The organism is Campylobacter sp. CS_NA3 (genome assembly GCF_027797495.1).
Lineage (GTDB): Bacteria > Campylobacterota > Campylobacteria > Campylobacterales > Campylobacteraceae > Campylobacter_B.
Map to the genome: position 1 here is coordinate 1,030,271 of NZ_CP115609.1, position 26,214 is coordinate 1,056,484.

The window sequence follows — 26,214 nt, forward strand, 5'->3', positions numbered from 1 at the left end:
AACTCATCTTTTAATCATTTTTATTTAAATTTAGGCAAAAAAAGTGCCGTCCGTCGCTGTAATTGTAATCAAATTTAAACTTATGCATTTCGCAAATTTTATCCACGATATAAAGCCCAAGCCCCATTCCACTTGTTTTTTCGCCTTTGTTTCGGATAAAAGCTTGTTTATAATATTCAAACGATTTTGAAAGCGCATTTCCTTGATTGCTAACGCAAATTCGGTTTTTATCGCAAACAACTAATGCCCTTTTATTATCCGAATATTTAAGCGCATTATCGATTAAATTTTTCAAAGCCAAAGAAAATAGCTGAAAATCGACATTTACAATATCATCGCTATTCATCTTAACTTCGACTTTTTCGTCCCAGTTATCGAGCATTGCTATGTCTTTAACTTGCTCTAAAATCAAGCTAAAATGGCACTCTTGATAATTTAATGAATAATTTCGCGAAAGCAGTTGTTCGATTTTTGCAAATTCATTTATCAAAATTTCAAGCCGCTCAAAAACCCCAACTAGCCTTGATTTTTGCGTTTCATCTTCTATCATTTCTGATATTATGCGACCTTTGCCGATTGGCGTTTTAAGCTCATGCATAATGGTTCGCAAAAAAAGTTGGCGAGAGCGAATTAGCTCTTGAATTTTACTAACTGCGTTATCAAATTCGATTGCAACCTGCCCTATTTCATCTTGGCGTGGCTTGTCTAAAATTTTTATCTCCATATCACCACTTGCGAAGCGTTGAATATTTCGATTAAGTTTTTTAAGTGGGGTAAAACTGCGAATCATCGAAAGATAAAGTGAAATCAAAACAGAAATGACTATCAAAAAACCTATCCACAACGGATCGTTTAAATTCTTAGTTCCCAAGCTCTCAAACGCGATCGCAAAAGATTCATTTTTGATATTTAAAAAAAGCGAATCATTATACCGAATCGACTCAAACTCTCCAAGCGGCGTTTTTTGAGCAAAAACTTTTTCTCCGCTTGTGATGATATTTACCATAACATTTTTATCTTTTACCAGTTCAAGACCGAAATTTTTAAAATATTGTTGTATGTCTTGCGGTGGGATTGAACGATCATAAAGCTCCAAAAGATAGTTGATTGCGTTGATTTGATTTGCTTGCATACGAGATAAGGCTTTATTCATCTGAATTCTGCCAAAGGTTATAAAAAGCACACAAACAAGCATCAACGCAATAACGAAAAATATCGTTATTTTGGTAGTTAAAGAGTGTTTCATCCGATAAGTTTATAACCTATTCCACGAACTGAAAAGATGTATTTCGGATTTTTCGAGCTATCACCGATTTTCGTGCGAAGTCTTCCGATGATGACATCAAGGCTTTTTGAATCCTTATCTTTTAGGCTTTTGCAGTTATAAACAAGCTGTTCTCTTGAAACTGAAAAGCTGTGTTGTTTGATTAGGTATTCTAAAATTTCATATTCAGCCGGAGTTAGCGTTAAAGCTTCATCTTCAAAGTAAATTTCATGCCTTTTTTCATCGATTCTAAATACGCTATCAGCGACGACTTCTTCTTTTTCGGCATTTGTTTTTCGGTAACGGCGGATTAGGCTCATAATCCTTGCGTGCATTTCTTTTGGATCATACGGCTTTGGCATATAATCATCAGCACCGATTTGAAGTCCTACGACTCTATCGCTAACATCGCTTCTAGCAGAACTTATGATAATCGGAATATCATATTTTTCGCGAATTTCTTTGCAAACTTCAAGTCCGTCAATGCCCGGCAATGTCAAATCCAAAATCAATAAATCAAAATTTTTAATCCCCGCACTAAGCCCTAAATACGGATCTTCGTAGTTTGTAACTTTAATATTAAATTTGCTTAAATACTCAGATAGTAGCGTTGCAAACTCAGAATCATCTTCAATCATCAAAACATTTACCATAATTTATCCTTTGTTAAAAATTTTGGTAGCACATTATACAGAAAATTAGTTAAAAATTTATTGAGTTTTCAAGTAATTTAGGTAAAATAAGCGTTTTATTAAAATCAAAGCGGAGTTAAAAATTGGCTGATTATTATGAAATTTTAGAAATCACAAGAGAAGCAAATTCTGACGAAATCAAAAAAGCTTATAGAAAACTAGCTCTTAAATACCACCCCGATCGCAATCAAGGCGACAAAGAAGCCGAAGAAAAATTTAAAGAAATCAACGAAGCCTATCAAGTTTTAAGCGATGAAAACAAACGCAGAATGTATGATAGATACGGCAAAGAAGGCGTAAATAACGCAGGTTTTGGCGGATTTAGCGGCGGTTTTGAAGATATAAATTTAGGCGATATTTTTGAGTCATTTTTCGGCGGTGGCGGATTTAGTGGCGCTAGACGCCAAAAAAGCGTAGATCCATACCCGCTAGATACCGAAACTATCGTAACTTTAAGCTTCAAAGAAGCCGTTTTTGGCGTAAGCAAAGAGTTAAAATATAAAATCAAAAAACCATGTGAAACTTGCGACGCAACAGGCTCAAAAGATAAGAAAAAAGAGAGTTGTTCGCATTGTGGCGGAAGCGGTAAATTCGCAAGGCGTCAAGGTTTTATGAGCTATATCCAAACTTGTCCGCACTGCTCGGGCAGTGGCGAAATCGTCAAAAACAAATGCTCTGATTGCCACGGACAAGGTTTTGTTGAAGAGAGCATAGAGGTCAAATTTGACATACCAAAAGGCGTTGATACGGGCTTAAAAATTCGCCTTGCAGAGAAAGGAAATATCTCAAAAACGGGCGAAAAAGGCGATTTGTATGTAAATATTCGCGTAAAAGAAGATAAACATTTCGTGCGAGAAGGCGATGATTTGTATATCGAAGTGCCTGTGTTTTTCACTCAGGCGATACTGGGCGAGACTATCGAAGTGCCTACGACAAGCGGAAAAACCGAGCTTAAACTCAAAGTCGGCACCAAAGACAAAGAGCAATTCATCATCGAAAACGAAGGCGTGGAAAATATCCGAACCAAGCAAAAAGGTCGCTTGATAGTGCAAATCTCAGTCCAAACGCCAAAAAAACTAAACGAGCGACAAACCGAGCTTTTAAAAGAGCTTCAAGAGAGCTTCGAAAAAGACAACGGCGAAAGCTTTTTTGATAAAATCAAAAGCTGGTTTAAGTAGAAAAATTCGGCAAATTTAAATGTAAAATTTGCCGAATTTACAATTTTATTCTTTTGTGTAAAATCCCATAATCTCACAAATATAAACTCTGTGAAAATCCTTGTTTTGATACCAAAAATTCGGTATTTCATCGCTTAAAAAATTCTTTTCTTCAAGGTAGCTTGTATAAAGCTTTTTGCATTTTAGTATCAAATTTGCTTCTTCAAAACCGATTAAGTCCCGTTCTAACAAAACTGCATTTAAGCCGATATTTTTCGCCTTGTCTTCGTCTTTCCCGCTTATTTTTCCACAATACCCAAGAGCCTTTTTCTGACCACCGCCAAAAAACGAAAGGCTCATAAATTCGTTCTCTTCGCTAAATTTAAAGGTGTGGCGTTGCGGACGGATGTAAATATGCGCCACCGGCTTTTCCCACAAATAGCCAAAACCGCCCCATGAAGCGGTCATTGTGTTATAAAGCGGATACTTTTCGCTTGTTCCTGCGCTAACTAGCATCCACTCTTTTCCTACGCTACTAAATGGCTTTAAAACGCTATCTAAGTCCGATATTTTGGCTTCGTTAAACTTAAAACTCATTATTTTTCCTTTTAAAAAATTCTGTAAATTTTAGCGATTTTTTGTTTAAATTTACAAATTTGTAAAAAACTTTATTGTAGGGCGGGCATCCTTGCACACCGAAAAAATTCGGTAACCTTGTGGTAGGCAAGGATGCCCACCCTACGCTAAAACAATCTCATTTACTATTATTATTTTTTTGTTATAATAGACTTTTCAAAAAGGATAAAAGTTGGAAAATAATCAAAATTTAGATGAAAATGTAAATTCAACAAGCAACGAACAGCCGTATGCCGTTATAGACAAGAGAAATCCATTTATGGTTTTGTTTTTTTCAGTAGTAACTGGCTTTATAAGTTTTTCAGGCTTTATGATATTAATAAGTATATTTTTTGGAATAGCACAAATTGTGTCTATGTCATGGTTTGTGCTTTTTATACTTATTGTTATATTTATTTTTTCATTGTATGGTTTTTTTGCGACTATATTATTTCAATATGTCAAATCATACAAAGATAGAATTATAATAAAAAAATATTTTTTCGATGAAATAGTAATTTATCGTAAAGATATTATATGGACACAGGTGTCTGGCACTCCTTTTAATGGAGATACTTTTAATATGTTAGTTAAAAGAAAGATAGGTGTTAGATTTTTTAGCATATTTTGTCTATCTGGCAATCAATGTTATGGAATTTAAATTAAAAAAATATGCAATATACAAATAATCTAAATTTAATTAAAAGCAAAAATTAAAGCATAAAAAAAGCGAAGAATTTAGCAAACTTGCCGAATTCTTCGCTTAAAAAGTATTAAAACTAGCTAAAATTAGCCGTTTCGTTTTTTAATAATTTCTTCGCTTACATTTTTTGGAACTTCATCGTAGTGGTCAAATTCCATAGAATAAGTCGCACGACCTTGTGTTTGGCTTCTAAGGTCAGTAGAGTAACCAAACATCTCTGAAAGCGGACAAAATGCGTCGATGATTTTATTTCCGCCGCGTTCGCTCATATTATTTACTTGACCGCGTCGTTTATTTAAATCGCCGATAACATCGCCCATATACTCTTCTGGGGTTTCTACTTCGACTTTCATCATAGGCTCTAAAATTACAGCACCTGCTTTTCTAGCGCCTTCTTTAAAGCCCATTGAAGCAGCTAGTTTAAACGCCATTTCAGAGCTATCGACTTCGTGGAAGCTTCCGTCATAAACGGTAACTTTGACATCTTCGACAGGATAACCCGCCAAAACGCCGTTTTGCATAGCTTCTTGGCAACCTTTATCAACAGCAGGGATATATTCTTTTGGAATAGCACCACCTTTGATGTCATTTACAAATTCATATCCGCTGCCCGGCTCTTTTGGCTCTAAGCGCAAGAAAACATGTCCGTATTGACCGCGACCGCCTGATTGTTTTGCGTATTTGTATTCTTGTTCGATAGTTTTGCGAATAGTTTCGCGGTAAGCAACTTGCGGTTGTCCTACTTCTGCTTCAACTTTGAATTCTCTAAGCATTCTATCGACGATGATTTCAAGGTGAAGTTCGCCCATACCTGAGATGATAGTTTGACCGCTTTCTTCATCAGTTGCCACGCGGAAGCTTGGATCTTCTTGTGCAAGTTTTTGAAGTGCGATACCCATTTTTTCTTGGTCTGCTTTTGTTTTTGGTTCAACAGCAACGCTAATAACAGGATCAGGGAATTCCATGCGTTCTAGGATTACCTTATCTTTTTCATCTGCTAGTGTATCGCCTGTAAGAGTGTCTTTAAGACCTACGATAGCGCCGATTTCACCTGCGTAAAGCTCTTTAATCTCTTCTCTTTTGTTTGAGTGCATTCGTAGCAAACGACCGATACGCTCTTTTTTGTTTTTACCTGTGTTATAAACATAGCTACCGCTTTCTAGCACACCACGATAAACACGAACGAAAGTTAGCTGTCCTACAAACGGGTCAGTCATAATCTTAAATCCAAGACCTGCAAACGCTCCGTCATCAGTAGATAAAACTTCTGTTTCGCTTCCGTCTTCGTATTCGCCGCGAATCGCAGGAACTTCATCAGGTGCAGGTAAATAATCAACAACAGCATCAAGCAATGGTTGAACGCCTTTGTTTTTAAACGCAGTTCCGCACATCATAGGGATAATGCTAAGCTCTAAACAACCTTTTTTGATGCCTTTTTTGATCTCTTCAATGCTAAGCTCTTCGCCGTTGAAATATTTTTCCATTAAAGCTTCATCAGTTTCGGCAACTGCTTCAACTAGTTTGCTTCTATATTCTTCTGCTTTGTCTTTTAGTTCAGCTGGAATTTCGCCTACTTCTGGCGCACTTGGACCTTTTGCGTCGTCCCAAGTAAGAGCTTTCATAGTTACTAAATCAACTACGCCTTTAAAAGTATCTTCTGCACCGATTGGAATTTGAATCGGAACAGGATTTGCTTTTAGTCTGTTTTTGATTTGAGCTTCAACATTGTAAAAATTTGCACCTACGCGGTCCATTTTATTTACAAAAACGATTCTTGGAACATGATATTTGTTTGCTTGTCGCCAAACGGTTTCACTTTGTGGTTGAACACCGCCGACTGAACAAAATACAGAAACAGCGCCGTCTAAAACACGCATAGAGCGTTCAACTTCGATAGTAAAATCAACGTGTCCCGGGGTGTCGATTAGGTTGATTTGGTGATCGTTCCAAAAGCAAGTAGTCGCAGCAGAAGTAATAGTAATACCTCTTTCTCGCTCTTGCTCCATCCAGTCCATAGTAGCAGCACCCTCATGCACCTCGCCGATTTTGTGGCTCATACCTGTGAAAAATAGAATTCTTTCGCTTGTTGTTGTTTTACCAGCGTCGATATGAGCAGCGATACCGATATTTCTAACTCGGTTTAAAGGAGTTTTTCTTGCCATGATTTACTCCTTACCAGCGATAGTGAGCAAATGCTTTATTAGCTTCTGCCATTTTGTAAGTATCTTCTTTTTTCTTAAATGAAGAACCTTTTGAATTCGCTGCATCAAGTAGCTCGTAAGCTAAACGCTCAATCATAGTTCTTTCGCTTCTTTTTCTAGCAAAAGTGATGATCCAGCGGATTGCCAAAGCTTGTTGGCGAGCTGGGCGAACTTCGATTGGAACTTGATAAGTTGCACCACCCACACGACGAGATTTAACTTCCATAAGTGGTTTTACATTTTCGATAGCGTCGTTGAAAACATCGATACCTTTGGCTTCGCCGCCTTTTTTGTCGATTAAATCAAGCGCACCATACATAATCTCAGTCGCAACGCTTTTTTTGCCGTCATACATAAGTGAATTAATAAATTTAGTGATTACTTTGTTGCCATAAATTGGGTCAGGCATAACTTCCCTTACGGGAGCTTTTCTTCTTCTCATTTTATTATTCCTTCAAATTTGAAAATTTTACTCAAATTTAACCAAAACTAAGGGTTAAATCTGTCTTAGCTAAACTATTTTTTAGGGCGTTTAGCACCGTATTTAGATCTAGAAACTGTTCTTTTTGCGACACCTGCGGTATCAAGCGCACCACGAACAATGTGATATTTAACACCCGGTAAGTCTTTTACACGACCGCCGCGAACTAGAACAATGCTGTGTTCTTGTAGGTTATGACCTTCACCGCCAATATAGCTGATGACTTCAAAACCGCTTGTTAGCCTTACTTTGGCAACTTTTCTCAAAGCTGAGTTTGGTTTTTTAGGAGTTGTTGTATAAACTCTGGTGCAAACTCCGCGTCTTTGAGGACACTCTTTTAGCGCAGGTGATTTTGACTTTACAGTTACTTTTTTGCGCTCTTTTCTGACCAATTGATTTATGGTTGGCACAGTAAATTCCTTTCATCAAAAAATTTATTAAATAAAAAAGAGATTGATTTTACAAAAAAATTACTTAAAAATGGTTGAATATAAGGGAAAATTTATAAATAAAGGTTGCAAAATATTGCAACCTTTATTTACTCAGATTAATAACAAAACTTCAATTGATTATTATTTATTAAAATTGCTGCATCGGATTTGGTATTTTCCCTAGAAAAGTTATCACTGATATATTTCAAAGTTTCATATGAACAATAAATTTCCAAGCACTCTTTTGCCCTTGTAATAGCAGTGTAAAAAATATTATGAGAAATTACACTTCTAGCTTCATCTGTTATAATTACCTTTACGCTTTTATATTCCAAACCTTGCGACTTATGGATTGATACTGCATAAGCTAAGGCAAAAGGTATATCCCCCACATCAATATCATCATCCGTATTTTGATTTATTTCTTCGGCAAATTTAATTATAGATGATTTTTCATCGATTTTTTTGACCAATGTCAAGCCATCGACAATTTCAGCACCTTCTTCTATTCCCTCGAAAGTTCTTTCCACCTCTATTTCAAAAATCAATTTTGAATCATCTTTGACAATATTAACTATTTTTCCTTTTAAATTATTGTATAACGGATAGAAACGATTGGCACTTGTAAAAACAATAGGGTCTCCAATCTTATATCTTAACACGCCTATTTCAAAAGCTTTATTTGTATTCTTTGTATCTTGCAAAAACATATTCATATTATTTATACCATCAAGTCCATCGTAATTTAGACAAAGTATAATTTCGTCATCATCATTTTTGTTAAATATATTTTCTCGTTCTTTATCTAAATCGTAAAAATACACGCCTTCTTTTTTTAAATTTTCCTTTTTATTTTTTACTTCCATATCGTTCTTAAATTTATCTAATACTTTATCTTTTATATTTTTATCTGTTTTAGCTTCTCTTACAAGGTTATAAAATTCCAATAATTTTTCATTTGCCGCCCGATAAGGAGTTTTTAACTCAAATTGACAACGAATATCTGATTTTGGTTGTGGTAAGAAAATTTTAACCATATTAAACCAAGAACCATATTGTATAGCGTCTATTTGATAATTATCGCCGACTAAAACCAATTTATCAAAATTTGCTTTATTTAAAAAATCAAGCATATCCTTATTGCTAACCATACTACATTCATCGATAAAGATTATATCATAGTGCGTATCATAAAACGGTTCTTGTTCTTTTCTTTCTGCCAAAAAGGACGCAATAGTCATTGCTTTGCCTTTTTCTTTTGCCTTTGTAATTTTATCTCTTAAATTTTGAGTAGCAGAGCCAGTATGGGCTAAAAATATCTGACTTTCATTTTTGTGAAATTGAGAGATATACTCCATAAGGGTGCTTTTTCCGGTTCCTGCCGCCCCATAAATAAAAGCAATTTTTGATTTAGCAAATAAATTTTCTATAACTTCTACTTTTTGTGGGTCATCAATCGATTCGCCTTTTAACCATTTTTCAGCTTCGTTTTTATAGTTTTCTACACCATCATTTTTTACTAAATTTTGTAATTCTTCTATTATTTTGATTATAGTATCTTCATGGTTTCGTATGAAATATTTGTTACCATAATTGCTTAATTGTATAGTAATTTTTTTATTAAATTGTTTAGTAGTAATCTTTTTATTATTAAAACGATTTTTTAATATAGATAAATCAAAATCTTTGAATTCTTGCAAATATTTTTCATCGGTATAAAGTTTTTCAAAAGCTTCCGTATTTTCATTTAAGCGATTATATAAAAACTCATCCTCTCTGCCTTTTGGATTTAAACATTGAAGTAAATCTATAAGCCTAGTTTTGCTCCCTTGACCAGGAGGATTCATACAAAACGGAGCCAATGTAAAAGGAAAACATCCAGTGCTTAAAAGTAATTTACTCTTTATATCATCTTTTCTTAGCGTATAATCATCTTGTTTTGTGCCCTTTGCTCTATTTGTTGCCCCTTTTATAGTATTATTTCTCATTATATAAAGCAAATATCTTACCAAATCTTTTCCTACATCGCTATCAATGTATGATTTGCATGGCTCTATTACCTTATCCAAAAAATCTGTTGCAATAGGTCTATTGGTATTTCCAAATTTAATCTTTTCCTTAAAGTCAGCATATCGTTCATTACTAAATTTTACAATATCAAATAAACTTACGCCATAATCATCTAAATATGCGTTTATTCTATCTATTTCTGTTCCGATTTTACCTTTTAAATTTTCGTGAAAAATTGAAGAAAAATTTTCAAACTCGCAAGGTCTTATAGCCGTTTTGGATTCTGTTATTAAAAATACTAACATATCTTTCGTTTTTATTTTAACCTTGTCTGCTTTTATTTTGGCTTTTATAGTATAGTTGTCATTGATTTTATTTCTACTAAAAGCTACAAATCTATTAAATTTATTAGCTTCATTTCTAGCTGCCATGAGCGAAATTTCATAAATTATTTCATTATCTATTATTATGGATTTTATTTTTGTTATATAATATGCTCTTTCTTCGCCTTGATTGTTGTTTTTAGCATTTAATTTTTCTAAAATTTGCCTATAATACTCTTTTGAACTAGCACTTATTTTTGGTTCCAATTTTTCCAAATTTACAAGTATATTTATACCGCATTTTTCTTTAACTATTTTTTTAAATTCAAATAATTGCGGATAAATTCTCGCGGCGGAAAAGCCTTGTTCGTTTTCTTCATTTTCTGAAATATCGCTTTCATCTTTTTCGCCATAAGCATTTGCTTCTATTGCAGTTGCGTCCGTATCTTCTTCATCAAATTTTTTATCATATTTATAACTGCCAAAATAATACACATAAAGTGTCTTTAAAAATCTAAAATCTTTTTGCAATTTTACAGGCAAGGTTTCATAAAAAGTATCTATGTCAAATTCTTTGCCTGTTATATGTTTCAAACAAACTTCAAAAAGTTCTCGCATTTTTTCTAAAAAAATATCTTGCGACGATGAATTTTCATCGATTAATTTTTCAATCTCGGCATTAATTCTTTCTAAATTTTCCATATTTTATCCTTTATCAAAAACCATTTTTAGCTTGAAAATTTTTATAATTTTGCATAGCAGAATTTGGCGAAACATTAGCGTAGCAATACGCACAGCCAAACGGACAGCTATTGTAAAATCCTATGTCTTTTGACATTATACAACCACACTCCGTCCTTTGCCCTTTGTCTTTTAAATCTTTTTCATTTATCTTTTCAAAAATATCGCCGAATAAATTTGAGCTATATTTATATCCCAAAAAATTTGCCAGTTTTTCAAATTTCCCACCTGTTTTTTCATATTTTTTGGCAAGAATTTGCAAAATCAACTCATCATCTACACATTTGTTATGCGAAATTCCAAATTCGCTAAAATCTATCTTTTCAGAACAGGTCGCAAGTTTAAAATTCCATTTTTGAGAATTCATTTGAGCTAATTTCATAGCAAACTCACTCATCTGCTCTTCGTTCCAATCGACGAATTTTATATTTTCATTTTGCAAATTTCGACGGGTTTTTTCATACAAATCCAAAAAGCTAAAAACTAATTTTTCCGTATAACCTGTCAGCTGATTTGCTATATTTTCTATGCGTAAAAGCAAGGTTTTTATATCTAATGCACCGCCTAAAATAAGCGGGTCAAATCGCCAAATAACTCTATCTTTGCCTATTAAATTTGAAAGCTCTTTAAAAGCTTTTATTCTTGCGTCCAAATTCGGAACATTTTTTTCTATTTTTTCGGCGTCGTAATCATTTAAAGTATATTGAAAATAAAAATTTGGAATTTTGGTTTCTATGAAATTTAAATGTTTAAAAATATTTTTTGGAAATTTACTCCAAAACACTGCCATTTGTGCTTCTTGTAATGAAATATAATGAATTTTGCCGTTAAATGGATTTTTCCACTCACAATAACCTTTTTCAAGGGACTTTACAAACCAATCAGCATAAAATGCAGGTAAATCAGTAGCCCTAGAAGCAGAAATAATAATCGGAGATAAAGCATTTATCGCTTCGCCGTTTATTATGATTTTTTTATTTTCCCAACTCATTTCTATTCTTTTGATAAGTATTAAAAACATATCCGTAAATTTTATTTTTGTCGTCTATGTCGCTTGAAATTCTAAATTTTTCAAAATTACTTGTAAGAAATTTACTCGCAAAATCATCCAATCGTTTATTTCGATTTTTATCTTTAAAATACGGACTAACGCAGATAAATAAATTTTGCCCACTAATCGCATTTTTAACCGTTTGGGCAATCTTTTCTATATTGAAAACACTGTCATCTAAATCTATAACATTTGAAAAAATATGCACCGTTAAATCGGCAGTTTCGCTAAATTTTAAATCTTTTTCGGTAATATCAGCAAATTTTAGCCCAATATCTTCAAAATTTGCGTCAGGCAAAATTTGCTTTAAATTTATCATGCACCTTTTAAGTGCTGCTTCCGAAGCTTCTATAAGTTTGGCAGAAATGGATAAATTTTTATCTTGTAAAAAATCTATCAAACACCCAGTCCCGATACCCTGCCCGCAACCATAATCAATCACATTTATGCTCTTACAATTATCAAAAGTATCTTTGCATTCTTTTTCGAGAACGAAATCGAGTTTTGGCTTATGTTTCTCGACGCCATAATCTCTCATATATGCTTCTAATTGAGTATTGTTTTCTAAAATATTCTCTCCGTGATTTGTGCAAAAAGTAGCCAGTCCTTGTGGAATATTTTCTTCGTGCCATTTTATTATGTCTGCAAAACTTTTGCAATCTTTTATAGCTTCTTCATATGTCATTAGATTCCTTTTATTATCCAAAAATTTAAAACGGCATAATACAGCCTTAAATCAAAACTCAACGCTTTTTATGCTTAGTTTTGAAGTTTATCAAATTTGAATTATAAATTCAATAAATTTTTTAGTCTTTAATAATCGCAAATTTTCCGCCACCAGTGGCTAAAAATTTTTGATTTTGGTGGGCAAGGACGCCCACCCTACTTGTCTTAAAGCTACTTTTGTTGCTTTAAGTTATGACTACCTTTATTTTAAAATTTCTAAAAATTCACTCTCGTCAATCATCTCTTTTTCTATAAGAGTTTTCGCGATTTTATCGATTTTATCCCAGTTTTCTTCGATTAATGCTTCGCATTTTTTGCTAAGTTCTGCCATAAGTTCTAAAACTTCTTTTTCGGCTAACTCCGCTATATAGCCAGTTTTGCTTTGGTTGGCTAAATTTAACGAGCCAAATTTGCCCATGCCGAGATTTTTAGTAGCCCAAAATAACAAATTTGTTGCTCTTTCTAAATCGTTTGAAGCCCCGCTATTTATGCCCTTTTCGCCACTGATTTTTTTCTCGGCAGTTCTACCAGCTAGACAAATCAAAACTTCGTTTTTTATGCCCTCAAAGCTTCTACTAGTTTGCATTTCATCTTGGTTATAGGAAACAAATCCAAGTGCCTTGCCCCTTGGCATAACCGTAATCTGCTCGATTTTAATCTCAGGACGCAATAAGTGCGAAATCACAGCATGCCCAGCTTCGTGATATGCTGTGGCACTAAGCTCATCTTGGATACTTTTACTAGATATTTTTTCGCCATATTTCACGGTATTTATCTGCTCTAAAAGAATTTCTTGCGAAATTCCGTCAAGACCTCGTTTTATAACCTCATACGAAGCTTCTCGTTTGACTTTGGAAAGATCGGCACCGCTCATAAACGAACTAAATTTGATAAGTTTTTCTCTATCGATTTTACCAGCTGTTGGGAGCTCTAAAATTTTATCGATAAAATAACCCCTAGCTTCTGGGTCTAGCATTCCAACCTCGACCTTTAAATCAATGCGACCGCTTCTAGTAATGGCTGGATCTAGTTTTTCTGGCAAATTTGTCGCAGCTATGATAAAAATGTCAGCCCCGTCTGAAAATCCATTGATTTCAGTTAAGAGTTGATTTATCTGCACATCAAATCTCGTTCCATCTTCTCTACTACCGAAAACATCGATTTCATCGATAAATATGATAGAAGGCGCATACTCTCTTGCTCTTTTAAAGACCTTTTGCATGGTTTCGATATCTAAAATTTCAGTTCCAGTCGTCTGGATAAAAGGCAAATCAGCCTCATGTGCAAACGCCTTTGCAAGCATTGTTTTACCAGTCCCAGGAGGTCCATACAAAAGCATTCCGCGCGGAGCGTGAATTCCATATTTTTTGAGCTCTTCTTTGTTTAATAAAAGCCTTGTAATCTCTTTTAGTTTAGCCTTAACCTTATTGTGTCCTGCAATATCCTCAAAACAAGTATCTGGCAAATCAACTAAAATCGAACCAACTCCCCCTCCAAAATCGCTTGATTTGGGTAGTTTTTTGAGCTCGGCATTTTTATAGGTTAAATTTAAAATTCCGTCTTTTACATCAATGCTATCCTTTAAATCAACTGTTTGATTTTTTCTAAAACAATCATTTATAAACTTATCAATCGTTGTATTTTCTAGAATTTTATCAATCGATTTGATAAGCTCTTGCTCGACACTAATACAAATTTCTTTGATATCAAGATCTAATCTATCTATCAAAAAATCTTGCAAACGCTTAAACATTTTTTGCGAAAATTTAGATTTTAGCTCTCTTGCATCAAATGACGGAAGCATATTTAAGATTAAAATTTTAATTAGCTCTTTTTTTGCTGTTTCATTAAATTTAATCTTTACAAAATTTTCTTCAAAATTTGCAATCTTATCATCCAAGATAGGTTTTGCGATTTTTTCATAGGCTTCGTAATTTAGCTTATTAAAAAGCGCAATCTCACCCTGAGAGATACGGGATAAAAACTCAGGTTTGAATAAATTTTCCCCTCTATAATTATATTCGGAAGATAACTTTTCTAAAATCATCTTCTCGGCATTTTTAATATTTTCATCAAAAAGCTTTAAAAAGCTTTCGTTTCGATAAAGCTCACTTCCGACATTTGAGGTAAATACAAAAATACACTCCCTAAAATCGATCTCTTCATCGCTAAATTGATCTCTCGTAAAACCACTTCCAAGAATATCTAAAAATGTATCTTGGACACTTATATGGGCTTTTTCGATTTCATCAAATAAGATTATAGACTTTGGATTTTCTTTTACAAATTTAGTTAGTTCGCCCTCGGCTGCTCTCCTCCACACAGGCGTTGAACCGACTAGTTTAAAGCTAGCATCTTCTTCATCTTTATAATGCGCCATGCTAAACTCTTTAAATACATAATTCTCTTCGTAAAAACAATTGCGTATAGCTTTTGCAAGCTCGGTTTTGCCAGTAGCCGGTGGTCCTAGAAAAAAGAAAATCCCTCTTATAGAATTAGCATTTTTCGAGCCTACCACGGCTATCTTGCTCATAACCGCATCGATTGCCATATCTTGCGAAAAAATTCTATTTTTTAGCCAAACTTTTGTTTCTATGATTCTATTCCAAAGCGGTTTTATATTGAGATCGCGCCAAGGGACTCCTATCTCGGTTGTTTCTATATCGAAGTTATTTTCTAACAAAAGCTTTCTTAAATCTATTACTTCTTTGGTAAATCCTACACTGCCTTTAAATTCAGCGTCCAGAATTGTATGTTTATCAATGAACAACCATCCAGGTTCTTCTCGTGGCTCGTAGTCATGATTTTTAAGAAACTCCAAAAACTTTTTATTTGTTATGTAAAATCCTGCTAAAGCGTGACAAAAATGTTCTTTCTTAATTTTATCACTTTCATTTTCAATCGCAGTGGCTTTCGCTGCTAAAAAAATATCTCTTATCGTCATAAACTATCCTATTAAATCGAATTTTCATCTGTCATATTGGATAAATCAGACTCAAAAGGTTTTTTCCGCATTGGTTTGCCTTTTTCTAGCATATATACAATTTCTTCAATATCTCCCAAAAAATCAGTAGCTAATCTATCAGTTCTCTCAATAAGTTTAGGCGTAAGTGGATTATCCTCCAAAATAATTTTTACAGCAAAACTAAGAACTCCAGATTTATCAATCTCCCATGCACCACAATAATATTGAAAGTTCATTTTGAAAAGTTCTTGCATTATAAAATCAAAATATTTTGTATCTTTATTTATTTTAATATCAGTAAAAGTTGTCATAACTCTATCCCCCCAGCCGTCCTCATCTTCTACTACTTCGTAATTGTCACATATATGAGGAAAATAACGGAAAATAACAAACCTACCATTGTCAGCTAAATGAACTTGCCTAGAAACAGAAAACTTACCTTGTAAGTTATCGTCGTAAGATAAGAAACCAAACGGATTTGTATCTGACAATGTATTAGATTTTTCGTCTATTTTATATTCATATTTTATATTTATAGAATTTTCTACAAAATATGGATCCATAGCATATTTCTTATATTTCTTATCGTAATATTTACAAATCTCTTTAAATGTAGTTGCCACAACTTACTCCTAAATAATAAAATTTTTTTCAATTTTCATTGAAAATTGCAAATTATACAGATATATATATATATATATGCTTAAAAATTTTTAAGAAATAGATTTGTTATAGTATTTTGGCTTTGCATATAGCTAATTTTTTTGAAATTTTAAAGTTTATCAGCTTCGTAAGACAATAGAATTTTCATTACTAGCATTTTTTACCTTTTTATTTTGTCCGTGCAAAATTCCAAGCTCATAGCAACTTTTACCGTCGCCTTTTTCGCAAGAAGTTTCTAAATTTGAAACTTCGTCTGCAAACATTATTGCAAATATTAAACTAAATAATACAAATTTTTTCATTTTTATCCTTTGTTATGTTATAAACTCGGCATTGTATCAAAAAAAACGCAATTACAAACCATTGTGAATTTTACTTATACGCATTTTCTCTTGTTGTGATTTCAATAACTTCGATTGTCAGTATATCATCGTGTTTTTCGCCGATTACTCGGTAATGAATTCCTACATACCATTTCCAGCGATTTTCGTATCCTTCCATTTTGCCACAGTTTTTCAACGCAAATGGATTTTCTATTTTTTCTAATTCTTCTAAAAATATTACAATTCGCTCTGCACTTTTTTTATCCCCAATTTTAATTTTTGTAAGCTGTTTATCTGCTTTTTTTACAAGTCTGATTTTATACATTTTATTCACCAAACATTTGAGCTCTAACTTCTGCTCTTAATGCTTCTTGCTCCGATATTGGCATTTTTTGAATTTCAGCTCTTATTTCTTTGATACTCGGGGCTTCATCTAGCGAATAGCCATCTCGTTTTTCTTTCAAAACTTTAAACGGCAAACCGCCTACTTTTAAGGCTTGTTTTAAAAATATTCTAAGAGCCGTTGTGGTATCAAGTCCCAAATCAGCAAACAACTCATCTGCTTGTTTTTTTAACTTTTCATCTACTCTTAATTGTATTAAACTTGTAGCCATTTTAAATCCTTTTGTATGAAATTTGATTGATTTTGTATTATATCATATTTTTAATTCATACAAATAAGAAATATCAAAATAAATTATAAATTCAGTCTTTAACAATCGCAAAGCGTCCGCCGCCGCAGACTAGCAAACAAAAAGAAATTCCGATATAAAGGTATAAAATTTCGGCTGCAAAACCGCCGTGAGAGCTCATCGCAGTTAAATCAGGGTAAGCAACATAAAGTATAATGCCACATAGTCCTAAAACTAGCAAAGCACCGATTCGGCAAAATAGTCCAAGAATAATCATCACAGGCGCAACAACCTCGCCCAAATAAACACCATAAGCTACAAATTCAGGGATATTTTTTGCTACAAGCATACTTTTTATGCCACTAACGCCGTTCATTATCTTTGCCACGCCGTGCATAAAAAGGCAAACGCCAAGCGTCAAACGCACAACTAAAAGCCCAAAATTTGTATAACTTCTCATAATATCTCCCAAATTTAAAAAAGGCGGAGTCATTGCCCCGCCTTTGGAAGTTAGTTATTTTTTATTTTTACGATTTTATCTTGATACAAGCCCGTTCCAACTGGAATCGTGCGACCTAAAATAACATTTTCTTTTAAGTCTTCAAGATAATCAAATTTACCTGCTATCGACGCTTCTGTTAGAACTTTTGTAGTTTCTTGGAACGAAGCAGCCGAAATAACGCTATCAGAACCAATCGCCGCTCTTGTAACACCAAGCAACACAGGCTCAGCAATCGCAGGTTCGCCACCCATAGCCATAACCTTTTCATTTTCTTCACGGAATTTTCTACGGCTTATTAAATCGCCTGTGATAAAATTTGTATTTCCGCTATCTACGATTCGCACTTGGCGAAGCATTTGCGAAACGATGATTTCGATATGTTTATCGTTAATCGCAACGCCTTGTGAGCGATAAACTTGTTGAATTTCGCTTATCAAATAGTAGTGAAGCGCCTTTTCGCCTAGAATTCTAAGCACATCGTGGCTACTTACGAAACCTTCTGTCAAGCGTTCCCCTGCATGGACAAATTCGCCGTTTCTAACTTGAATTTGGCGAGATTTATCGATTAGATATTCAGCCGTTGTGCCGTCGTTTGCTTCGATGATAATTCTCTCTTTTGAGCGAAGCGGTTTATCTAGTCTGATAACGCCGTCGATTTCAGCGATGATAGCCGTATTTTTTGGTCTTCTTGCTTCAAAAAGCTCAGAAACGCGAGGCAAACCACCGGTAATATCTTTTGATTTCGCAACTGCTTTTGGCGTTTTTGCCAAAATGTCGGCTACTTTTACCGTATCGCCGTTATTTACGAAAATCGCAGTATTTGCACCAAGATTATATTTGACTAGCTCTTTTTTAGAAGTTGCGATTATAATCGCAGGTTTTACGCCTTGCGGCAAGTATTCATTGATAACCAAACGGCTTTGACCTGTCATTTCGTCATATTGCTCGCTAGCAGTGTATCCCGGTTCAATATCTTCAAACGCAATCACACCTTCGCTCTCAGCGATAATCGGCGTAGAGTAAGGATCCCACTCAGCAATAACTAGTCTATCATCTTTTTGAGGTTTAGCAATAACGCTTTTTGCTTCGACTTTTGAGTTATCATCGTATTGGATAACTGATTCGCGTGGAATATAGTGGCGAATCGCCTCTCTTCCGTCTTCATCGGCAATAACGACAAACATACCTTTTTCAGCGACTATGTAGCCTTTTTTAAGATCTTTTAATCTTTCTAAATAATCGCCTTTTAAGATGAAATATTTTAGCACACCTTTTGCACCTGCTTTGATGATTTGCGTTACAGGTTCGCCGTCTTTTACCATCAATTCACTAGCAAATGGAATTCGGTTTGGCACATTCCAGCCTTCTTTGATAACCTCAACCAAACTTTCGTTTTCTTGAATTTTCTCGCCGTTTGCATAAGGTAGGTGGAATTTACCTTCAACCTTACCGCTAACTCCTGCTAACTCATTTGGTTTAGCTAAATCATGGCGTCTAATGGTGTATTTAAATTCTTCTTTTTTGTTTTTAACAGAGATATTAACATCATCATGGGTAATATCTATGCTTACAACGCCGTCAATCGGAGCTTTGATTTTAGGCTCAACAAGCAATACGGCTGAATTTCGTCTATTCATAACGATTTGTTTTCCGCCGTTTTCTTGTGTGTTGATATTATAATATCTAATAAAGCCCTCTTTTTGCGCTATAACTTGACGATCTTGTTGTTCAGTCGAAGCGGTACCACCTTGGTGGAAAGTTCGAAGCGTTAGCTGAGTTCCCGGTTCGCCGATTGATTGAGCTGAGATGATACCTACTGCTTCGCCCGGTTTTACTAGTTTTCCTTCGCCCAAATTCACACCATAACATTTCGCACAAACGCCTTTTGCAGCTTTACAAGTAATCGGAGTTCTAATGCTAACTGATTTGATACCTGCATCAACGATAGTTCTAACAGAAATTTCATCAAGCAAAGTGCCTTCGCTAAATAAAACTTCATTTGTAATCGGATCGATAATATCAGAGCTTAAAACTCTACCCATAATGCGATCTTCCAAGCTCTCTACCAACTCGCCGTTATCGGTGATTTCAGTTATTTCGATACCTTCGTGTGTGCCACAATCGTCCATTGTAACTTTTACATTTTGAGCGACATCGATTAGCTTTCTTGTTAGATAACCAGCATTTGCCGTTTTAAGCGCGGTATCAGCAAGACCCTTTCTAGCGCCGTGCGTAGAGATGAAGTATTCTAGCACATTTAGACCTTCGCGGAAATTTGAAATAATCGGAGTTTCGATAATACTTCCGTCCGGTTTAGCCATAAGTCCCCGCATACCTGCAAGTTGCCTAATTTGGTTAGCACTACCCCTAGCTCCTGAGTCAGCCATCATATAAATAGAGTTAAATCCACCCTTGTCGTTTCTAACAAGCTTCATCATCTCTGTTGCGACTTGGTTATTTGTATCGGTCCAAATATCGATGATTTTGTTGTATCTTTCGCTATCGGTTAGCAAACCGGCACCATATTGATTTTGAATTTCTCTAACGCTTTTTTTCGCTTCTTCGATAAATTTGTGTTTTGAATCAGGCACGATAATATCTGCAACTGAAATCGAAATTCCCGCTTTTGTCGCTGATTCGAAGCCTAAATTTTTAAGATTATCTAGGAACTGAGCACTGACTTCAAGTCCGCCTTTTTTATAGACATTATCGACCAAATTCGCAATGTCTTTTTTCTTCATAACTTTATTCCAGTCATCTTCTGTAATAAATTCAGGCAATATTGATTTTATAATCAAGCGACCGGCAGTTGTAAATGTAGTTTTGCCATCAACGATAGTTTTGATTTTTGCGTGAATATCAAGCGAATTTGCTTCAACGGCAACCATAACTTCATCGACATTTGCAAAAATTTTGTTTGTGCCTTTTGCATTTTCTTTTTCCAAAGAAAGATAGTAAATTCCAAGAACCATATCTTGCGACGGAACTGCAACAGCCTTACCGCTAGCAGGAAGCAAGATATTCATAGAACTTAGCATTAAAACCTTACACTCGGCAATCGCTTCTTGGCTTAATGGAACATGCACAGCCATTTGGTCGCCGTCAAAGTCGGCGTTAAAAGCTGCACAAACTAACGGGTGCAAGCGAATCGCCTTTCCTTCAACAAGCACAGGATGAAATGCTTGAATAGACATTTTGTGAAGTGTCGGCGCACGGTTAAGCATAACAGGGTGGTCTTGAACTACTTCTTCAAGGCATTCCCAAACTTCGTTCATCTTGTTTTCAATCATTTTTTTGGCTTGCTTAACGGTTGTTGCGTAGCCTTTTTCTTGAAGTCTAGCTATCAAATGTGGCTTGAAAAGCTCCAATGCCATAGTTTTAGGAAGACCGCATTGATCCATTCTTAGTTTTGGACCAACGACGATAACAGAACGACCAGAGAAATCAACCCGTTTTCCTAGCAAATTTTGTCTGAAACGACCTTGTTTTCCTTTGATGATTTCGCTTAGTGATTTAAGCGGTCGTTTGTTTGCACCTTTTACGGCATTTGCTCGTCTGCCGTTATCAAAAAGCGCATCGACTGCTTCTTGGAGCATTCTTTTTTCGTTGCGAATAATAATCTCAGGTGCATCAAGCTCCATAAGTCTTTTAAGGCGTGAATTTCTGTTGATTACTCTTCTGTATAAATCATTTACATCAGAAACTGCGAATTTACCGCCATCTAGACTTACTAACGGTCTTAAATCAGCCGGTAAAACCGGCAAATTTGTAATCATCATCCACTCAGGTCTATTGCCCGAATTTAAGAAGCTTTCGATGACTTTTAATCTTTTTACGATAGTTTTTTTCTTAGCTTCTGAATTTGTGTTCGCCATTTCATCTTTTAAGCTATTTAAAATTTCGACCAAATCAAGCTCTGCAAGCATATCTCTGATAACTTCGCCACCCATTTTAGCTACAAAACCGGTATGGGCGTATTTGTTATTTAAAGATTGGTATTGCTCTTCATTTAAAACTTCATATTTTTCAACTTTTTTTGAATTTTCGCTATCGTAATAGGCTTCACCTGCATTTTCTACAATATAAGCTTCATAATACAAAACGCGCTCTAAATCTTTCATTTTTACATTTAAAAGCGTTCCGATTCGGCTTGGGAGCGAATTTACATACCAAATGTGAGCCACAGGAGTAACTAGCTCAATATGACCCATTCTTGTGCGGCGAACTTTTGAAGTTGTGATTTCAACGCCGCATTTTTCGCACTTCCAGCCACGATAGCGCATTTTTTTGTATTTTCCACAAATACACTCATAATCCCTAACAGGACCAAAAATTTTAGCACAAAATAGTCCGTCTCGCTCAGGTTTTAGTGTGCGATAATTGATAGTTTCAGGCTTTTTAACTTCGCCGTAACTCCATGATTTGATCTCATCAGGACTAGCTAGTTTTATCTGAAACGCATCAAAATCGTGTGGTCTTTGATCTTCTTTTACATCAATTTGTCTTAAATTCTCACTCATTGTCATCACCGCTTTCATAAATTTCAACATCCAAAGCAAGAGATTTTAACTCTTTTGTCAATACAAAAAATGTCTCTGGGATACCAGTAGATGGAACATTTTCGCCTTTTGTTAAAGCTTTATAAGCTGCAAGTCTGCCCTCAACATCATCTGATTTGATTGTTAGCATTTCTCTTAGCGTGTAAGCTGCACCATAAGCTTCTAATGCCCAAACTTCCATTTCACCAAATCTTTGACCGCCAAATAGCGCTTTACCACCGACTGGTTGTTGTGTAACAAGGCTGTAAGGTCCTGTGCTTCTAGCATGGACTTTTTCATCGACAAGGTGGTGAAGTTTAAGGTAATACATACAACCCACATTTACGCGTTCTTTCATCTTTTCGCCTGTGCGTCCGTCGTAAAGCTCGGTTTTGCCGTCGCTATCGATTCCTGCCATTTCAAATAGTTTTTTGAAATCTTCCGGCACAATGCCTTCGAAAATCGGAGCAGCAAATCTAACGCCTTTGCTCCAATCTCTTGCGTATTTTAGCAACTCTTCATCACTTAAATTTTCAATCGCTTTTTTAGCGTTCATTAGTTTTGAAGTTCCTGCGATTTCAACCATTTTAGCTCTTAAATTTGCAAGCCACTCGCCTGTTTTTTCTTCTAAAATTTGCTGAATTTGCTCACCCAAACGCCAGCCTACAAGTCCTAAGTGGCTTTCCATAATTTGACCGATATTCATACGGCTTGGAACGCCTAGCGGATTTAGAACAATATCTACTCTTTGACCGCTTGGCAAATAAGGCATATCGACTTCCGGGACGATGTTTGAGACGATACCTTTATTTCCGTGTCGTCCTGCCATTTTATCGCCGACTTTTAGTTTGCGTTTAGTTGCGACATAAACTTTTACAAGCTTAACCACACCGCTTGGCAAAATGTCATCTTTTTCCAAAATTTCGATTTTTTCATCGTGTTCTTCTTTTAGCTTTTTCTTTTCATTTTGGAAATGGTTTTTAAGCTCGTCGTATTGTTTTTGAATTTTCTTTGAATATCCTTTAACAAACGAATTTAGCGTAAATCTATTTGAATTTTCCAAATCTTCTTTTTTAACAAAATCGCCCTTTTTATACTCAGTTTTATTTAGAGTTTGAGCGCTTTCTAGCGGATTTTTAGAAAGAAGCGAAATAACTTTTAACATCTCTTCTCTATCTAACATTAAAAGTCTATCGTGGTGTTCTCTTTCTAGCTCTGTTCTTTCTTCTTCATAAGCACGAATTGTTCTAGGATCTTTTTCGTAACCTTTTTTAGTGAAAATTTTCACATCGATTACAACGCCTTCCATAGAACTTCCGGCATATAATGATTTATTTACCACATGCCCTGCTTTTTCGCCAAAAATCGCTCTAAGAAGTCTTTCTTCCGGGGTTGGTTTTACTTCGCCTTTTGGAGTTACTTTTCCTACCAAAATCATACCCGGTTTTACATGGGTTCCGATTTTTACGATACCGCTTTCGTCCAAATGAGTTAGCTCTTCTTCTTTTACATTTGGAATATCTTTTGTAATCTCTTCAACGCCGTCTTTTAGCTCTCTTGCTTCAATCTCTTTTTCGTAGATATGAACGCTTGTGTATTCGTCTTTGCGAATCATTTTTTCGCTTATTACAACGGCATCTTCGTAGTTATAACCATGCCACGGCATAAAGGCAATTAGTGCATTTTTACCGATAGCCAACTCGCCACCGTCCATACTAGCGCCATCTGCGATGATTTGACCTGCTTCAACGCTATCGCCTTTTCGCACAATCGGGTGTTGAGTAAAGGTTGTATTTTGGTTGGTGCGTAAATTTTTCTCCATTGAATAATGGTCAATAAACGGACCTTTTTCATCTTCGCCTAAGATAAAGATATTTTTATTATCTACTTTTTCTACGATTCCGGCTCTTTTTGCTTTAATGGCTTCCCAAGAATCTCTTGCGATAGTTGCTTCCATGCCTGTTCCTACAATCGGAGCAGTTGAGTATAAAAGCGGAACTGCTTGGCGTTGCATGTTTGAACCCATTAGCGCACGGTTGGCGTCATCGTGTTCCAAGAAAGGAATAAGCGAAGCTGCAACACCTGCAACCATACCGCTACAAAGGTCGATCAAATTTATATCTTCTCTTCTTGCCATTATGGTTTCGCCGTCTTTTCTAGCTTCAAGTAGCTCTTCGGCGATATTATTTTTAGCATCTAATTTCGCAGAAGCAGGTGCGATATAAAGCCCTTCTTCTTGTGTTGCGGTTAGATAAACGATTTCATCGGTTACTTTGCCATCAACGACTTTTCTATACGGAGCTTCGATAAAGCCAAGATCATTTACTTTTGCGTAAGTTGCAAGAGTATTGATAAGACCGATATTTTGACCTTCCGGAGTTTCAATCGGGCAAATTCGTCCATAATGCGTCGGATGAACATCTCGCACTTCAAAACCGGCTCGTTCTTTTACTAAACCGCCTTCGCCAAGAGCTGATAATCTTCTTTTATGCGTAACTTCGCTAAGCGGATTTGTTTGATCCATAAATTGGCTTAACTGACCGCTTGTGAAAAATTCCATTAAAGTTGTAGTTATCATTTTTGGATTTACAAAATCATAAGGCATAAGCTCTTCGATATTATTGCTTAGGCTTGTAAATTTATCTTTTATAGCTTTTTGGACTTTGATAAATCCTAAATGAAGCTCATTTGCCAAAAGTTCGCCGATAGCACGAATTCTTCTATTTCCCAAGTGATCTCTATCGTCGATAAATCCTTGTCCGTTTTTAACTTTAATCAAATATTTTGCAGTTTTGATAATATCTTCATTTGTCAAAACGGTTACAAATTCAGGCACACTAAGACCTAATTTGTGATTCATTTTCATTCGTCCTACTTTTGTAAGATCGTATCTTTCAGGGTTGAAAAATAAATCATTTACAAATGCTCTTGCAGCGTCTTTTACGACAGGCTCTCCCGGTCGCATAACTTTGTAAATTCTAATCGCAGCCAAATCATTTTCGTCATCAACGCCTTCTGTTTGTTGCAAAAGTTTTAGCGTTTCTGCATCTTGGATAAATGAATTTATGATTGAGTTATCAACACCGATAGCCAAATCATTTGCTATGTTAAATTCGCTTGTGATTTCGCCGATTTTGGCTAATTTTACTTCATCAAGCGCAGTTAAGGTATCAAATAAAACTTCGCCGCTTTCGCTATTTATGACAGGATCGCTTAAATATCTTTCAACCAAAATTTCAGTCGGATACTCTATAAATTTAAGCCCGTCTTCGACTAGTTTATCTGCTTTTTTCTTGGTTAAGCGTTTTCCTGCTGAGTGTAAAATCTCGCCTTTTTCGTTTTTAATATCATAATCAACCCTACCGGCGCTATATTCATCAGGATTAAAATCTGTCAAAAATTTGCCGTTTTTAATATAAATAGTTTTAATCGGATAAAATAGCTTGATAATGTCTTGTTTTTTATATCCTAATGCCCTAAATAAAATCGTTATAGGCATTTTTCTTCTTTTATTAATTCGAACATAAAGCACATCTTTTGCGTCATATTCGAAATACAGCCAACTTCCCCTATCAGGGATAATTTGAGCCGTAAAAATTAGTTTATTAAGCACAGTTGGGCTTTCTTCTTCTTTAAAGATAACGCCAGGACTTCTGTGGAGTTGATTTACAACAACTCTTTCAACACCGTTTATAATAAATGAAATTCTATCTGTCATCAAAGGAATTTCACGGATAAAAATTTCTTGTTCTTTTATATCTTTTACGCCGATTTTTTCGCCTGTTTTTTCATCTTTATCATGGACTATTAGGCGAATTTTCATTTTCAAATTTACACAATATGTAAGACCTCTTTCCATGCACTCTCTAATGGAGTATCTAGGTTTAGAAATCTCGCTACTTATATATTCTAAACTCAATCTATTTTGAGAATCATGAATAGGAAAAATTGATTTAAAAACCTTTTCGATTCCACTTTCATCGTCAGAATTGTCAAGATTTAAAAAGTGATCAAAACTCTTTTTTTGAAGTTGTAATAAATTTGGAACATCAATCTCTTTTGGAACTTTGGAAAAATCCACTCTAAGACGATTTCCTGAATATAAGCTATTTAGCATTTAGACTACCTCGTAGTTGTATATTTTAAAAAGAAAGAAGTGCTAAATTCAGCGAATTTAGCACACATTAGTTTCGAAA

At 35.1% G+C, this 26,214-nt stretch carries 19 protein-coding genes; 2 read left to right on the forward strand and 17 right to left on the reverse strand.

Annotated features, from left to right (window positions below):
• Positions 1–10 precede the first annotated feature (10 nt).
• Together PF026_RS05110 and PF026_RS05115 are read right to left on the reverse strand one after the other, a co-directional pair.
• On the reverse strand, positions 11–1,246 hold the full coding sequence (locus PF026_RS05110) for an ArsS family sensor histidine kinase (protein ID WP_270863487.1): 1,236 nt from the start codon (positions 1,244–1,246) through the stop codon (positions 11–13).
• Positions 1,243–1,917 carry a response regulator transcription factor gene (locus PF026_RS05115; protein ID WP_270860694.1) on the reverse strand — a complete coding sequence of 225 codons (675 nt, stop codon included), beginning with the start codon at positions 1,915–1,917 and terminating at the stop codon, positions 1,243–1,245. Before PF026_RS05115 ends, PF026_RS05110 begins: the two co-directional genes overlap by 4 nt.
• Before the next feature lie 122 nt (positions 1,918–2,039).
• Between PF026_RS05115 and dnaJ the strand changes: the two genes are divergently transcribed.
• A complete protein-coding gene (dnaJ, locus tag PF026_RS05120; protein ID WP_270863488.1) occupies positions 2,040–3,134 on the forward strand; it encodes a molecular chaperone DnaJ in 1,095 nt (364 codons plus the stop codon).
• Positions 3,135–3,179: 45 nt separating this feature from the next.
• Here the strand turns inward: dnaJ and PF026_RS05125 are convergent, their stop codons facing one another.
• On the reverse strand, positions 3,180–3,710 hold the full coding sequence (locus tag PF026_RS05125; RefSeq protein WP_270863489.1) for a hypothetical protein: 531 nt from the start codon (positions 3,708–3,710) through the stop codon (positions 3,180–3,182).
• A gap of 211 nt (positions 3,711–3,921) precedes the next feature.
• Between PF026_RS05125 and PF026_RS05130 the strand changes: the two genes are divergently transcribed.
• On the forward strand, positions 3,922–4,389 hold the full coding sequence (locus PF026_RS05130) for a hypothetical protein (protein WP_270863490.1): 468 nt from the start codon (positions 3,922–3,924) through the stop codon (positions 4,387–4,389).
• A gap of 128 nt (positions 4,390–4,517) precedes the next feature.
• Here PF026_RS05130 and fusA read toward each other — a convergent pair whose 3' ends face one another.
• The 14 genes from fusA to rpoB all read right to left on the reverse strand — a co-directional run bounded on the left by fusA (position 4,518) and on the right by rpoB (position 26,135).
• Complete coding sequence (gene fusA, locus PF026_RS05135) at positions 4,518–6,593, reverse strand: elongation factor G (RefSeq protein ID WP_270863491.1); 2,076 nt, start codon at positions 6,591–6,593, stop codon at positions 4,518–4,520.
• A gap of 10 nt (positions 6,594–6,603) precedes the next feature.
• Positions 6,604–7,074 carry a 30S ribosomal protein S7 gene (rpsG, locus tag PF026_RS05140; protein ID WP_270859211.1) on the reverse strand — a complete coding sequence of 157 codons (471 nt, stop codon included), beginning with the start codon at positions 7,072–7,074 and terminating at the stop codon, positions 6,604–6,606.
• Positions 7,075–7,148: 74 nt separating this feature from the next.
• Positions 7,149–7,523, reverse strand: a complete 375-nt coding sequence (gene rpsL, locus PF026_RS05145) for a 30S ribosomal protein S12 (protein WP_270859212.1) — start codon at positions 7,521–7,523, stop codon at positions 7,149–7,151.
• Positions 7,524–7,660: 137 nt separating this feature from the next.
• Positions 7,661–10,579, reverse strand: coding sequence for an ATP-dependent DNA helicase (locus tag PF026_RS05150; protein WP_270863492.1), 2,919 nt, complete (start codon positions 10,577–10,579; stop codon positions 7,661–7,663).
• A gap of 13 nt (positions 10,580–10,592) precedes the next feature.
• Entirely contained in the window at positions 10,593–11,609 is a 1,017-nt protein-coding gene (locus PF026_RS05155; RefSeq protein WP_270863493.1) for a DUF1848 domain-containing protein, read from the reverse strand.
• Entirely contained in the window at positions 11,593–12,354 is a 762-nt protein-coding gene (locus PF026_RS05160) for a hypothetical protein (RefSeq protein WP_270863494.1), read from the reverse strand. The genes PF026_RS05155 and PF026_RS05160 overlap by 17 nt, the downstream gene beginning before the upstream one ends.
• 243 nt (positions 12,355–12,597) lie before the next feature.
• Positions 12,598–15,339 (reverse strand): AAA family ATPase, encoded by a 2,742-nt coding sequence (locus PF026_RS05165; protein ID WP_270863495.1) that lies wholly within the window; start codon positions 15,337–15,339, stop codon positions 12,598–12,600.
• 11 nt (positions 15,340–15,350) lie between these two features.
• A complete protein-coding gene (locus PF026_RS05170) occupies positions 15,351–15,983 on the reverse strand; it encodes a hypothetical protein (RefSeq protein ID WP_270863496.1) in 633 nt (210 codons plus the stop codon).
• 159 nt (positions 15,984–16,142) lie between these two features.
• Complete coding sequence (locus PF026_RS05175; RefSeq protein WP_270863497.1) at positions 16,143–16,325, reverse strand: hypothetical protein; 183 nt, start codon at positions 16,323–16,325, stop codon at positions 16,143–16,145.
• 70 nt (positions 16,326–16,395) lie between these two features.
• The gene (locus PF026_RS05180; protein WP_270863498.1) at positions 16,396–16,671 is read right to left on the reverse strand and encodes a type II toxin-antitoxin system RelE family toxin; all 276 of its coding nucleotides are present in this window, start codon (positions 16,669–16,671) and stop codon (positions 16,396–16,398) included.
• 1 nt (position 16,672) lies between these two features.
• On the reverse strand, positions 16,673–16,960 hold the full coding sequence (locus PF026_RS05185; protein ID WP_270863499.1) for a type II toxin-antitoxin system RelB/DinJ family antitoxin: 288 nt from the start codon (positions 16,958–16,960) through the stop codon (positions 16,673–16,675).
• 91 nt (positions 16,961–17,051) lie between these two features.
• Positions 17,052–17,471, reverse strand: a complete 420-nt coding sequence (locus tag PF026_RS05190; protein WP_270863500.1) for a DoxX family protein — start codon at positions 17,469–17,471, stop codon at positions 17,052–17,054.
• Positions 17,472–17,488: 17 nt separating this feature from the next.
• Positions 17,489–22,000 (reverse strand): DNA-directed RNA polymerase subunit beta', encoded by a 4,512-nt coding sequence (gene rpoC / locus PF026_RS05195; protein WP_270863501.1) that lies wholly within the window; start codon positions 21,998–22,000, stop codon positions 17,489–17,491.
• Entirely contained in the window at positions 21,993–26,135 is a 4,143-nt protein-coding gene (gene rpoB, locus PF026_RS05200) for a DNA-directed RNA polymerase subunit beta (protein WP_270863502.1), read from the reverse strand. The genes rpoC and rpoB overlap by 8 nt, the downstream gene beginning before the upstream one ends.
• Between the last annotated feature and the right edge of the window lie 79 nt (positions 26,136–26,214).

Bases quoted from the DNA above. Each gene is read 5' to 3' on its own strand.
- rpoB (WP_270863502.1), bottom strand. From the start codon at position 26,135: ATGCTAAATAGCTTATATTCAGGAAATCGTCTTAGAGTGGATTTTTCC.
- fusA (WP_270863491.1), bottom strand. From the start codon at position 6,593: ATGGCAAGAAAAACTCCTTTAAACCGAGTTAGAAATATCGGTATCGCT.
- PF026_RS05180 (WP_270863498.1), bottom strand. From the start codon at position 16,671: ATGTATAAAATCAGACTTGTAAAAAAAGCAGATAAACAGCTTACAAAA.
- PF026_RS05115 (WP_270860694.1), bottom strand. From the start codon at position 1,917: ATGGTAAATGTTTTGATGATTGAAGATGATTCTGAGTTTGCAACGCTA.
- PF026_RS05190 (WP_270863500.1), bottom strand. From the start codon at position 17,471: ATGACTCCGCCTTTTTTAAATTTGGGAGATATTATGAGAAGTTATACA.
- PF026_RS05155 (WP_270863493.1), bottom strand. From the start codon at position 11,609: ATGAGTTGGGAAAATAAAAAAATCATAATAAACGGCGAAGCGATAAAT.
- rpsG (WP_270859211.1), bottom strand. From the start codon at position 7,074: ATGAGAAGAAGAAAAGCTCCCGTAAGGGAAGTTATGCCTGACCCAATT.
- PF026_RS05175 (WP_270863497.1), bottom strand. From the start codon at position 16,325: ATGAAAAAATTTGTATTATTTAGTTTAATATTTGCAATAATGTTTGCA.
- PF026_RS05160 (WP_270863494.1), bottom strand. From the start codon at position 12,354: ATGACATATGAAGAAGCTATAAAAGATTGCAAAAGTTTTGCAGACATA.
- PF026_RS05110 (WP_270863487.1), bottom strand. From the start codon at position 1,246: ATGAAACACTCTTTAACTACCAAAATAACGATATTTTTCGTTATTGCG.
- PF026_RS05150 (WP_270863492.1), bottom strand. From the start codon at position 10,579: ATGGAAAATTTAGAAAGAATTAATGCCGAGATTGAAAAATTAATCGAT.
- PF026_RS05125 (WP_270863489.1), bottom strand. From the start codon at position 3,710: ATGAGTTTTAAGTTTAACGAAGCCAAAATATCGGACTTAGATAGCGTT.
- rpoC (WP_270863501.1), bottom strand. From the start codon at position 22,000: ATGAGTGAGAATTTAAGACAAATTGATGTAAAAGAAGATCAAAGACCA.
- PF026_RS05185 (WP_270863499.1), bottom strand. From the start codon at position 16,960: ATGGCTACAAGTTTAATACAATTAAGAGTAGATGAAAAGTTAAAAAAA.
- PF026_RS05165 (WP_270863495.1), bottom strand. From the start codon at position 15,339: ATGACGATAAGAGATATTTTTTTAGCAGCGAAAGCCACTGCGATTGAA.